The sequence below is a fragment of the Zhongshania marina genome (assembly GCF_002915595.1).
Lineage (GTDB): Bacteria > Pseudomonadota > Gammaproteobacteria > Pseudomonadales > Spongiibacteraceae > Spongiibacter > Spongiibacter marinus_B.
On sequence record NZ_PQGG01000024.1, the window covers coordinates 90,541 to 102,500 of the forward strand.

General features: G+C 51.1%; 12 protein-coding genes (1 of these 12 running past the window's edge). 5 read left to right on the forward strand and 7 right to left on the reverse strand.

Annotated elements, in window-relative coordinates; all coding sequences use genetic code 11:
- Positions 1-69: 69 nt before the first annotated feature.
- The gene (locus C0068_RS10375) at positions 70-666 is read left to right on the forward strand and encodes an NUDIX hydrolase (protein WP_103684428.1); all 597 of its coding nucleotides are present in this window, start codon (positions 70-72) and stop codon (positions 664-666) included.
- Here C0068_RS10375 and C0068_RS10380 read toward each other — a convergent pair.
- The 5 genes from C0068_RS10380 to hemJ all read right to left on the reverse strand — a co-directional run bounded on the left by C0068_RS10380 (position 649) and on the right by hemJ (position 5,083).
- A complete protein-coding gene (locus C0068_RS10380; RefSeq protein WP_146047874.1) occupies positions 649-1,356 on the reverse strand; it encodes a hypothetical protein in 708 nt (235 codons plus the stop codon). The genes C0068_RS10375 and C0068_RS10380 overlap by 18 nt on opposite strands.
- A 116-nt stretch (positions 1,357-1,472) precedes the next feature.
- On the reverse strand, positions 1,473-2,210 hold the full coding sequence (locus tag C0068_RS10385) for a TIGR04219 family outer membrane beta-barrel protein (RefSeq protein ID WP_103684430.1): 738 nt from the start codon (positions 2,208-2,210) through the stop codon (positions 1,473-1,475).
- A 68-nt stretch (positions 2,211-2,278) separates the two neighbouring features.
- Positions 2,279-3,289, reverse strand: coding sequence for a porphobilinogen synthase (hemB, locus tag C0068_RS10390; RefSeq protein WP_103684431.1), 1,011 nt, complete (start codon positions 3,287-3,289; stop codon positions 2,279-2,281).
- Between the two features lie 9 nt (positions 3,290-3,298).
- On the reverse strand, positions 3,299-4,582 hold the full coding sequence (gene hemL / locus C0068_RS10395; RefSeq protein WP_103684432.1) for a glutamate-1-semialdehyde 2,1-aminomutase: 1,284 nt from the start codon (positions 4,580-4,582) through the stop codon (positions 3,299-3,301).
- Positions 4,583-4,663: 81 nt separating this feature from the next.
- A complete protein-coding gene (gene hemJ, locus C0068_RS10400; RefSeq protein WP_103684433.1) occupies positions 4,664-5,083 on the reverse strand; it encodes a protoporphyrinogen oxidase HemJ in 420 nt (139 codons plus the stop codon).
- 210 nt (positions 5,084-5,293) lie between these two features.
- On the opposite strand from hemJ, the gene C0068_RS10405 reads away from it, so the two are divergent.
- The 3 genes from C0068_RS10405 to erpA all read left to right on the forward strand — a co-directional run bounded on the left by C0068_RS10405 (position 5,294) and on the right by erpA (position 8,226).
- Positions 5,294-6,715 carry a chloride channel protein gene (locus C0068_RS10405; RefSeq protein WP_233208794.1) on the forward strand — a complete coding sequence of 474 codons (1,422 nt, stop codon included), beginning with the start codon at positions 5,294-5,296 and terminating at the stop codon, positions 6,713-6,715.
- 15 nt (positions 6,716-6,730) lie between these two features.
- Positions 6,731-7,771: an N-acetyl-gamma-glutamyl-phosphate reductase gene (gene argC, locus C0068_RS10410; protein ID WP_103684434.1), complete on the forward strand. Its 1,041-nt coding sequence runs from the start codon at positions 6,731-6,733 to the stop codon at positions 7,769-7,771.
- Positions 7,772-7,872: 101 nt separating this feature from the next.
- Positions 7,873-8,226 carry an iron-sulfur cluster insertion protein ErpA gene (erpA, locus tag C0068_RS10415; protein WP_103684435.1) on the forward strand — a complete coding sequence of 118 codons (354 nt, stop codon included), beginning with the start codon at positions 7,873-7,875 and terminating at the stop codon, positions 8,224-8,226.
- An 83-nt stretch (positions 8,227-8,309) separates the two neighbouring features.
- Here erpA and C0068_RS10420 read toward each other — a convergent pair whose 3' ends face one another.
- Both C0068_RS10420 and C0068_RS10425 read right to left on the reverse strand, forming a co-directional pair.
- Entirely contained in the window at positions 8,310-9,431 is a 1,122-nt protein-coding gene (locus C0068_RS10420) for an anhydro-N-acetylmuramic acid kinase (protein WP_199176153.1), read from the reverse strand.
- Complete coding sequence (locus tag C0068_RS10425) at positions 9,431-10,777, reverse strand: peptidoglycan DD-metalloendopeptidase family protein (protein WP_103684436.1); 1,347 nt, start codon at positions 10,775-10,777, stop codon at positions 9,431-9,433. The genes C0068_RS10420 and C0068_RS10425 overlap by 1 nt, the downstream gene beginning before the upstream one ends.
- A 239-nt stretch (positions 10,778-11,016) precedes the next feature.
- On the opposite strand from C0068_RS10425, the gene tyrS reads away from it, so the two are divergent.
- A protein-coding gene (gene tyrS / locus C0068_RS10430; protein WP_103684437.1) for a tyrosine--tRNA ligase crosses the window boundary here: on the forward strand, positions 11,017-11,960 show its 5' portion. It continues 358 nt past the right edge of the window; only the first 944 of its 1,302 coding nucleotides appear in the window; the start codon lies at positions 11,017-11,019; the stop codon falls past the right edge of the window.

The window sequence follows — 11,960 nt, forward strand, 5'->3', positions numbered from 1 at the left end:
AATGCTATTATATAGCAATGTTAGCACGGCCAAGATGATCGTCGTGGGTTTGAATTTTAGGGGTTTGTATTGAGCGGTAAAACGTCGGAAGAGGTGGCGCTTCAGCATATTATTGAGCGTTTAGATAAGTTTAAGCCCCGCCAGCGATGGTGGCGACGCTGGGTGAAGCGCTCAGCGGTGGCGCTAATCTTACGAGAGCTGAACGACCATATTGAAGTGCTAATGATTAAACGAGCCGATCGTGAGGGCGATCCTTGGTCGGGGCATATGGCGTTTCCCGGCGGAAGAATGGATCGAGATGATGTTACCGGTTTGCGTACCGCGATTAGAGAAACCGAGGAAGAGACGGGCATTTATTTAGAAAAAGCGGGCCACTGTATTGGCCGCTTGTCAGATATCGTTAGTCGCCCGCATTCCGGTCGGCGGCCGATGGTTGTGACGCCCTATGTTTTTAAATTGCACACCGCGGTCAGCATTCAGGCAAACCACGAGGTAGCGGAGGCAGTGTGGATTCCGCTGAGCTTTTTAATGGATCCCAGCCAGCGCGATACGATGGAGTGGCGCCGTGGTAAGTTGGCGATGACTTTGCCCTGCTACCATTTTGGTAAGCGCCGAATTTGGGGGATGTCCCTAAAAATGTTGGACGAGCTACTCAGTCTCGTTTGAGTTGTCGTTGTTTTCAGGCAGGGCGATATCTTCAAGTCTTGTGGGCGGTCGAAAATCTAAGTCTTCCGCGTCCGGCAGCGGGTTGCGCTGCTGTTCCCATAAATGAATTTTGGTTTCATTTAGTAGTTGTCTTGCCCGGGTTTGTGGCTTTACCGCCTCAGCTATGGCGTCATCGGGCAGAATGTTTTTTATCCACGCTTCAAACACGGGCATGATAACCGGCGTCTTTTTGGTGTCTAGGTACTGCCAGCGAGAGCCGTCTAGAATATTTCCTGACACTCGCTGCTGTTTGACCGGTAGCCAATAAACACCGCAGCTAGATAGACTGAAGTCATCTTGGCGACCAAAGCTGATATTGGCTTTAAAGGGATTGAAGGCGTCGGCTGGTGGATTGTCGATGCGCTTGAGCGCCATAACCCACTGGCTGCCTGGGGTGAATTCGTCTACCTCTGGGCGGCATAAATCGTCTTTTTTGCCCCATACCCGAATTTGTTCGCGGTACTCGCTGCCCTGAAATATGGTGTCTACTACAAGATCAAAGCCGTTGCCTTGGCGGGCGCTGACCTCGCCGTAAACGACCAGATCTGCTTCGCTATAAACAGACTTGAATGGTCCTTCCCACAAGCATTCGCAAGCTGATGCGAGCGGGCTGAAAAAAAGGCCGGCTATGACCGGAAGTGCTTTCAACATAGTACTTTTCATTTTATGGCGTGTTGTAGGGCAAATAGTTAGCTGTGTAGTTATAGGACAACACTAAACAAAAAAGGCGCAATAGAAATGCGCCTTTTTGTAGGTTCTGATGCTGACTAGATGTCGATAACCACTGCTAAAAAGTAGCCATCAACGGTGACATTGGCCTCTTCATTGTCATCTTCAAGATCGACGTCGAAATTACGGTAGCCGATTTCTAGGCCGACAATACCTAGCTCGTAGCCGAGGCCAAGGGTGACGTCAGAGATTTTATTGTCGCCGTAGGAAATGACGTTTACGAGGCCAGATGCGTACAGCCCAGTCAGCGGCAGATCAAAGCGTGCATTGATATAGCCCATTGGTACGGGTGCATCAAGGTCGATGGCGCCTTCGCCACTTGTACCTTTTATACTCACTTCACCGTCGAACATACGCACGGTTACACCAACGTCAAGATTGACCCAGTTGTCTAAAATTTCGTAGTACAGGGTGGCGTCGGTGTGGCTTAGGTCAGTCGTTGAATCTACGACTTCACTTTGCGCATAGCCTTTGCCATCGAAGGTGAAGCTTTTTGTTAATGTGCCCTGCTCGGAAATATCGAGATCAGTGCGTTGCAGGCGAATATTGGGTATGACAGGAACTGGATGCTCTAGGGCTACATAAAAGCTTTTGCCCGTTTCGTCGTCATAACCTAGGTCCTTATTCATATCTACGCTTTGAGAACCTGCTTTTACATCACCTTCCCAGCTTTGCTTCCACATATAGGCGCCTGCGGTGGCACCGACAATATCAGCCTGAGTAGCAACAGATGCGCTCGCTGCGAGTATTGCCAAGGCTATCAGTCGTTTTTGCATGGTAGATCCCCTGTAGTATGTCGTTTTATTCATCGTAACGATAAGCGTTGCATGTGACAGCGTAAACACTACTTGTTAAGTAATAATGCCACGTCTTTGGCGAAATACGTGAGTATCCCATCTGCGCCGGCGCGCTTAAAGGCGAGCAGCGACTCCATCATGACCGCATTTTTATCTAACCAGCCGTTTTCAAATGCCGCACAGTGCATGGCGTATTCACCGCTGACTTGGTAGGCATAGGTGGGTACTGCTAGTTCGTCTTTAACACGGCGGATAATGTCGAGGTAGGGCATGCCGGGTTTTACCATGATCATGTCGGCCCCTTCTGCCAAGTCCAGCGCGCATTCGTGCAGGGCCTCGTCGCTATTCGCGGGGTCCATTTGGTAGGTGTATTTGTTGCCGCCACCTAAATTTCCCGCTGAACCTACGGCGTCGCGAAACGGGCCGTAATACGCTGAGGCGTATTTTGCAGCGTAGCTCAGTATGCAGGTGTTGATGTGCCCTGTGTTTTCAAGCGCTTGGCGTATTGCGCCGATACGTCCGTCCATCATGTCCGAGGGAGCGACAATATCGGCGCCGGCATCCGCTTGCGCTTGGGCTTGCAGGCATAAGGTTTCTACGGTGCGGTCGTTTAATACATAGCCAGTGTCGTCGATGATGCCGTCTTGCCCGTGGGTGGTGTAGGGGTCGAGGGCGACGTCGGTGATAATCCCGAGCTCGGGAACGGCATCTTTAATCGCTTTTATCGTGTTTTGAGCTAGTCCATTTGGATTGTAGGCCTCTTCCGCAAGTAGTGACTTTTTGTCTGCGCCGACCACGGGGAAAAGTGCGATGGCGGGTATGCCAAGGCTTGCGAGGAGCTTAGCCTCTGTGACCATTAAGTCCAAGCTCAGGCGTTCAATACCCGGCATGGATTTTATACTTTGCCGAGTATCGCTACCTTCGCATACGAACATGGGGTAGATCAGGTCGTCGACACCAAGTTGGTTTTCGCGCATTAACCGCCGTGTAAAGTCTTTGGCGCGCAGGCGGCGAAGTCGAGTATTGGGAAAGGCACCGCGTTCAAGTGATTTAGTCATTGACCTACCTCAGCGGAGTGTAGCGAAAACACGTTCCGCAACATCTAAAGTGTCGTTAATATCGGCGTCACTGTGGGCCGATGACAGAAAGCCTGCTTCGTAGGAGGCGGGGGCTAGGTAAACGCCACCTTCTAGCATGCCGTGGAAAAAGCGATTGAAGCGCTCGGTGTCGCAGGCCATGACTTGTTGGTAGTTGGTGATGTGTTCGGCATCGGTAAAAAATACCCCAAACATGCTGCCAACGTGGTTGCTGGTCATGGGGATGTTGGCAGCCTTGGCGCGCTCTCTTAAGCCTTCAACAAGCATATCGGTTGCGTGGAAAACTGGCTCGTAAAAGCCGTCCTTTTCGATGTGTTTTAGCATGCAAAGCCCGGCCGCCATCGCAATGGGATTGCCAGATAAGGTGCCAGCTTGGTAGACCGGCCCGCTGGGGGCAATGTGTTCCATGATTTCACGCTTGCCGCCGAACGCGGCTACCGGCATGCCGCCGCCTATGACTTTGCCCAGACAAGTCAGGTCTGCGCTCACGCCGTAATAGCCCTGCGCACCTTGCAGGCCTAGGCGGAAGCCGGTCATGACTTCATCAATAATGAAAACTGCACCGTTATCGTCGCAGCACTCTCTTAGGCATTCGAGAAAACCTGGTATGGGCGGTACGCAATTCATATTGCCGGCAACCGGTTCCACGATAATGCAGGCAACTTGTTCGCCATACTCGGCAAAGGCGGCGCGTACGCCGTCTATGTCGTTGTAGCTCAGGGTGATGGTGTGTTCTGCCAGTGCAGCGGGAACACCGGGCGAACTCGGTACGCCCATTGTTAGCGCGCCTGAGCCGGCTTTTATTAGCAAGGAGTCTGAGTGGCCGTGATAGCAGCCTTCAAATTTGATGATTTTGTCGCGTTTGGTATAACCCCGCGCAAGGCGGATGGCGCTCATGGTGGCTTCGGTGCCGGAGTTAACCATGCGAACCATGTCCATGCCGGGCATGATACTGCAGAGCTTTTCGGCGAGCTGGGTTTCTATTTCTGTTGGTGCGCCAAAGCTAAGGCCTTTTTGGAGCTGGGCGGTAACGCTTGCAATGACATCTGGGTGGGCGTGGCCGAGTAACATGGGGCCCCAAGACAATACATAATCGATGTACTTTTTACCCTCGGTGTCGAAGAGGTATGGTCCGGATGCGTGGTCGATAAATTTTGGCGTGCCGCCGACTGCTTTAAAGGCGCGCACCGGACTGTTGACGCCTCCGGGGATACGTTGGCGGGCGATTTCAAATAAGTGTTCGGAGCTAGTCATATAAAGATCTTAATTGTGAAAAGTGTATGCGGGCATTATCCCGCGCTGGGTACATTATCGCTAGTGCGGGGTTGACTGGGCTCAAAAGGGTTTGAGTACCACCAGCAATACAATGGCAAATAGGGCGATAACAGGGGCTTCATTAAACCAGCGATAAAAAACGTGTTGGCGCTGATTGCTGTCGTTGGCAAAAACTTTAACTAGGTGGCCGCAGTATAAGTGGTAGGCAACAAGCCCAATAACGAAGAGTAATTTTAAGTGCAGCCAACCAGCCTGCAGGTAGTAATCAATATTCGGTGCGATCAGTAAAGCGCCAAACACGATGGTTAATACCGCAAAGGGGCTGATGAAACGGTAGAGCTTACGCTCCATGGTTTTTAGGTGATTACGGGTTGCTTGATCTTCCGCCATTGCATGGTAAACAAATAATCTAGGCAGGTAGAAAATGCCGGCAAACCAGCAAATGACGGCAATAATGTGGAAGGCTTTTAACCAAAGCATGATGATTTACCTAGCTTATTTGTACGGGGTGCCGTGGCATAAAGCGACGTTAAGCAGTCGCATTGCGCCGTTTGGATAAAATCACGTTTCTGAGCACTGGGTGTTGTCGGTGAATTAGCATACAATATCTGTCAGCCAATTGCGGCCCGCCGCACCATTTTTATCGGCACATTCTGATTAAGCTCTGCCGCCTGCACAGGCCCCTATTGCATGACTGCCAATCGTAAACGTACCCAGACTGCTCGCAGACTTCGTCTGTGGTGGACGCTGGGCAACCGTCATACGCGTCGGCAATTGGGTACCGTAGAAGACTGGAAAACCCGCGGTGTATTTTGGTTTGGGGCCTTAACTGTTGGTCTGGTTATCCAAAGTTTCGCGTGGTTGTCGGAAGAAAGCTTCTCAATTACCCAGCATGTTTTTGATCGCTACCCCTATGCTTTTTTGGTAATCACCCCCTTTGGGCTAATGGCTATTGTGTGGGTAATGAATTTAGGGGGAAAGGCGGCCAGAGGCAGTGGTATTCCGCAGGTACTGCTGGCGCATAAGCAGAGCTATCACTGGTTGCGTGGTCCGTTTCTGTCATTGCGAGTGGCCATATTAAAAGTGCTGTTAACCTGCGCCGGCTTATTGGTCGGTGCAACGGTTGGGCGAGAGGGACCGAGTGTTCATGTTGGCGCGGCTTTAATGTATAAATTTGGCACTTGGGCCAAGTTGAAACAGCGTCAAGTGGAAAGCAGTTTGATTGTTGCCGGCGGTGCTGCAGGGGTGTCGGCAGCGTTTAACGCGCCGCTGGCGGGTATCGTGTTTGCAATTGAAGAGCTTCAGCAGTCGATGGAGGCGCGAACCACTGGTACATTTATTATGGCGATCATTCTCTCGGGGGTGGTTGTACTGGCATTTGCTGGGCACTATAGCTATTTTGGTGTTCCCGATGTCACGGCAATGCCCTTGTCTGATTACCCTTATATTATTGGGGTAAGCGTAGTCTGTGGTTTGCTGGGTGGCTTGTTTAGTTTGTTTTTAGTGCAGGGTAATCGGGCTATAGCACCCTTTGTAACGCGGCGACCACTGCGAGTCGCGTTTATTATCGGTATATTTTTAGCTGGTATGGCGATTCTGTCCGGTGGCCTTACGATGGGTAGCGGCTATGTAGAGGCAAAAGCCCTGCTGGCAGGGCAGGCGGAAGGTAGTTGGTTGACCGCGGGTGGTAAAATACTGGCAACCTTGCTGACGTACTTCAGTGGCGTGCCCGGTGGTATTTTTTCACCGAGTTTGGCGGCAGGTGCTGAGCTTGGTTCGGTGATGGGCCCCCTATTTCCACAGGTGCCTGCGGTATCGTTAATTTTGGTTGGCATGGCCAGTTATTTTGCGGGGGTAGTGCAGCGGCCGATTACCGCATTTGTTATTGTGTTGGAACTGACGGGTAATAATCATGACATACTGCCCGCATTAATGGTCAGTGCACTTGTGGCAACAGCGGTGTCGAAGCTCGTAATGACGGAGCCGGTGTACCACGTATTAGCAAGAGATTTAGTGCGTAGCTGGGATTACTTGCTGCGTGAAAAGGAAGAGTCAGGTTTGGCAGTGGCGACAGATAAGCCCCTTGCTGAGCAAAAGAATGAACAGCGTTAAGAGAGGAATATTCGGGTGTTAAAAGTTGGAATAGTAGGCGGTACAGGCTACACCGGTGCAGAGTTGCTACGTTTATTGTCTACCCATGCCGAGGCTGAGGTGGCGATGATTACCTCCCGCGCTGAAGACGGTGTTGCCGTTGATGAATTGTTTCCGAGTTTGCGCGGTGCTATTGATCTGCGTTTTACCGCGCCGGATGTAAACGCGCTGGCGAGTTGTGACGTGGTATTTTTTGCGACACCCCATAATGTCGCGATGAATATGGTGCCTGAACTATTGGCGGCGGGAACGCGTATCGTGGACCTGTCGGCGGATTTCCGAATCAGCGACGCAGCGCTTTGGTCTAAATGGTACAACGAAGAGCACGTGTGCCCAGATGTGTTGGCGACAGCGGTTTACGGCTTGCCAGAGCGCAATGCAGCTAAGATTCGCGATGCAAAGCTGATTGCCTGCCCTGGCTGTTATCCAACAGCGGTGGAGCTTGGGCTGATTCCACTGCTTGAACAGAAGTTGGTTGACCCTAAGCGTTTGATTGCGAGTGCTGCGTCGGGTGTGAGTGGCGCAGGGCGTCAGGCCAAGCTAGATAATATTTATGCGGAATTGTCTGAAAGCTTTAAGGCCTATGGTGTGGCGGGGCACCGTCATTTGCCTGAAATTGAGCAGGAGTTGGCTTTAGCTGCTGAGGGGCCGGTTAATCTTACCTTTACGCCGCACTTGTTGCCGCAGGTGCGTGGCATTCACGCCACCTTGTTTTCAGAGTTGCTGGATCCGGCGGTATCTTTGGATGAGCTGCAGTTTATGTTCGAAAAGCGCTACGCCGACGCCCCGTTTGTTGATGTAATGCCTTTGGGCAGTTTGCCGCAAACCCGCTCGGTACGGGGTGCAAACACCTGCCGCTTGGCGCTGTACCGTCCGCAGAATAGAGATACCGTGGTGGTCTTGTCGGTTATCGATAACTTGGTGAAGGGCGCTTCTGGTCAGGCTATTCAGAATATGAATATTATGTTCGGCTTGCCAGAGACAATGGGGCTGCAGGGCTTGGCCTTGCTGCCGTAGTTTGCTGTTAGGGCTTTAATACTTGACTAAATTAGTCGGGAAAGCCGATAATTACGTCAGTTGTGGTACAAATTTGTACCAATGTAGTAGCGAGGTGATATATGTCTGCGGTTGAACAATTCACGCCGTCAGTCCTAACATTGACGGATAAGGCGGTGGCAAAGGTTAGAAGCCTAGTCGAGTCAGAAGCTAACGATGATTTGAAGTTACGCGTATTTGTTACTGGTGGTGGTTGCTCTGGATTTCAGTACGGTTTCACATTTGATGAAATTGCTGAAGAAGATGACACGCTGGTGCAGCGCGATGGCGTTACTGTGCTGGTCGATCCATTAAGTTATCAGTACATTGACGGTGCGCAGGTTGATTACACAGAGGGGCTTGAGGGCTCGCGCTTTGTGGTCAGCAATCCAAATGCGAGTACCACCTGTGGTTGTGGGTCTTCGTTTTCGGTTTAGTTTTATCTCGGCCTGACGCTCGTTGGGCCGATCTGTGTACCATTCTCTTTCTTATTTCCCGTGCTGTTCGATTTTGCATCTAATTATGCAGGATAAATTGCGCCCAGTATGCGTGGTCCGTCGGCGCCGGTAACAGCCGGAACGTTGCCAGGAAGCTGGTTTAGCGTTTGTTTGGCTAGCCATGCAAATGCTACCGCTTCTACCCAGTCGGGTGGAATGCCAAGCATGCGGGTATCTTCAACTCGACGGTCGGGAAGTAGCGCGCTAATACGTTTGCAAAGTGCGAGGTTGGCGCTGCCGCCGCCGCATATAAAAACCGGTGTCGTGCCTGCGCTGGACTTTTCTATGGCATCGCTAATACTGCGCGCCGTGAGTTCCAATAATGTTGCCTGCACATTCTCTGGCGCAATGCTCGGGAAATGGCGTAAAGCATCGAAAATGGATTGTTGATTGAATTGCTCGCGTCCTGTGCTTTTGGGGCCAGATTGGGCGTAAAACGGCAGCTGTAAAAAGTGCTCTAATAATTCTGCATCGGATTTGCCGCTGGCTGCCCAGTTGCCGTCGCGATCAAAGTCTTGCCCTAGGCTAGTGTGTATCCAGCTATCCATCAGTACATTGCCGGGTCCGGTATCGAAACCGATAACATCGCCATTTATCTTTAGAAGGCTAATATTGGCCATGCCGCCAATATTTAGAATAACGCGCTCTTCGTTCTCGCTAGCAAATGCCGCGGCGTGAAAGGCGGGTACCAGTGGTGCTCCCTGGCCGCCGGCGGCAATATCGCGCCGTCGAAAATCGGCGATGGTGGTGATACCACTTAATTCCGCGATTGTATTCGGATCGCCAATTTGCAAGGTAAATGCTTGATTTCTATTTCGTGTGGCGTCTGGTGGGCGGTGTCTCACAGTCTGGCCGTGGCTGCCAATTGCGGTGACGTCGGCGGGGCTGATACTCGCACTGGTGCAGAGTTGCAGAGCAGCATTGGCGAACACGCGGCCGATTTCTCGATCGGTTTTGCCGAGTAGCTCTATCTCGTCGGTGCTCGAAGCGCAGAGCGTGAGTATGTCTGTTTTTAGCTCGGCTGGCAGAATTGCCGAAATGCTGTGTTCGAAGTGGATATTGTCATCTTCATCGACGCTAATTAGCGCTGCGTCGATGCCGTCTAGGCTAGTGCCGGACATCAATCCAATATACTTCGACACCATTAGCCAGCGTCAATATTGTTGTAACTGCGCTGGGCAGCGTAGGTTTTTAGCTGGAGTTGCATGCCAGAAATCTGGCTTTTGAAAATTGACATCTCGCCAGCACTCACCTTGGTCGGTGGCGGTAGCTTGGTGACGATTGTTGCAGGATTGCGATGTACGCCATTAACTAAAAATTCGTAGTGCAGGTGTGGTCCCGTCGCGTAGCCAGTGGAGCCCACCCAGCCAATTGTCTCACGCTGTCGAACTCGCTCGCCTTTTGACACGGCGCGCTTATGTAAATGCAGGTATTTGGTGATATAGGCCTCACCGTGTTTGATGAACACGTAGTTGCCGTTTGCTTTTGAGTAGCCTGCGTCTGAAACTCGGCCATCGCCGGCTGCATATACCGGCGTTCCGCGGGGGGCTGCGTAGTCTATGCCGCGGTGTGGGCGTACGGTTTTAAACACTGGGTGTAAGCGTTTGGGGTTGAACCCAGAGCTGATGCGTGTGAAGTCTAGTGGCGCGCGCAAAAATGCCTTGCGCATGCTTTCGCCGCTTTCAGAGAAATAGTCGACATCGCCACGGCTATTTATATAGCGATAGGCTTGAAACGAGCGGCCTTGGTTGAAGTATTGCGCCGCGAGAATTTGCCCGCTGCCTAGGCGTTCGCCATTTAAGTAAAGCTCTTCATATATAACAATGAAGTAATCATCTTTGCGAACGTCGTATACGAAATCCAAGACGCCACCGAAAATATTGGCGAGCTCCATAATAATGCTTTGATTTACGCCGGCGTCTTGCGCAGCCTTATACAGCGACGAGGTGATGGTTGCGCTGGCGACGCGCTGGCGAATTTCGGGGGTTTCTGCAAGCTCGGTAGTGCCAAAGCCCGTTACGCCGCGCTCAAAAACAAGGCTGTTAAGTTTGTCTATTTGGTAGCTCAAGGCGGCGAGTTTGCCGCCATCATCTATTTGGAATGATAACTTCTGTCCCGGACGGATCTTGTTCAGTGCTTTCGCCTTGGGTGCTGTTGTGAGCAATTCATGAAGATCTTGGGGGGTGAGATCTGCGCGGCTAAAGATGGCAGAAAGTGAGTCCCCAGATTTTACCTGTACTTCAGTCCAGGGTTTTTCGGTTTCTTCTATTATAGGTGCAGTGTCTGTTGAGCTGCTGGCGGCTCTTGTTGGACTGAGCTCTAGGTTGAGTGGAATTGCAGTGCGTTTTGCTTCGGCATTTTCGCCTGGCAATAGTAGTAGGGACAAACCAAGTGCGATAAGAGTCGATGCAGCAAGAGCCAAATGGCGTCGCGGAAATTTGCCGTTTGTGCCTTTGCGAACGGCGTGCCTTTTGGGTATCCAGTTTTGCATAGTCTAATTACTAAATGCCTGTTGATGGTTTTTTACGCAGTATAACAAATGTACTGCGTGCTTAAAGCCCGTAAAAACCGAAACTTAAAGTAGATTCTAGCTTGGGCGGGCCGGCCTGTCAGCTTTTCGCGGTTTGCATTTGTTGTCGGTTGTTGTATCTTGCCGGCTCTTCGGTATTTTCCTAATTTTGCAGATTGCCTATATGGTGATTTGCGCTTCTTATATATGAAGGTCGGTGTATGACAGCAGTAAATGCAGATTTACTCACTGAGTTAGAGGCAAGAGGTCTGGTTGCGCAGATGACTGGTGAGAATGGCTTGGGTGAGTATCTCTCTGAGGGCTCGCGCACACTGTATTGTGGTTTTGATCCGACCGCCGACAGTCTCCATATTGGTCATCTTGTACCTTTATTAGCGCTGCGTCGTTTTCAGCAGGCAGGCCATAAGCCCATCGCCTTGGTTGGTGGAGCGACAGGGCTTATTGGTGATCCAAGTTTTAAGGCGCAGGAGCGGCAATTAAATACGCCTGATGTAGTGGCTGGTTGGGTTGATCGTCTAAAAGCGCAGGTTTCACGGTTTATTGATTTTGATTGTGGCGAAAACTCCGCTGAGGTGGCCAATAACCTAGATTGGTTTGGTCCTATGTCGGCGCTTGAATTTTTGCGTGATATTGGTAAGCACTTCTCTGTAAATAGCATGATTGCCAAGGAGTCGGTAAAGCAGCGTATAAATAGAGAGGGCTCTGGTATCTCGTTTACCGAGTTCAGTTATTCGCTATTACAGGGTATGGATTTCTCAGAGCTATATAAGAGGCACGGTTGCACCTTGCAACTGGGTGGCTCAGATCAGTGGGGAAATATAATCGCGGGGGTGGATCTCGCTCGTCGCCAGCATGGTGCCGCGGTTCATGGTTTAACTATGCCACTGGTGACGAAAGCAGATGGTACAAAGTTTGGTAAAACCGAATCGGGCACCATTTGGCTTGATCCAGCCAAGACATCACCGTATGCCTTTTATCAATTCTGGCTTGGCACGGCAGATGCGGACGTATACAAATTCCTTCGCTACTTCACATTTTTGTCTCTCGCAGATATCGATGCTATCGAGCTTGAGGATCGCTCTGTCGGCAAGCCGGCGGCGCAGCGAGTGCTTGCCGAAGAAATGACCCGCTTGATTCACGGCGT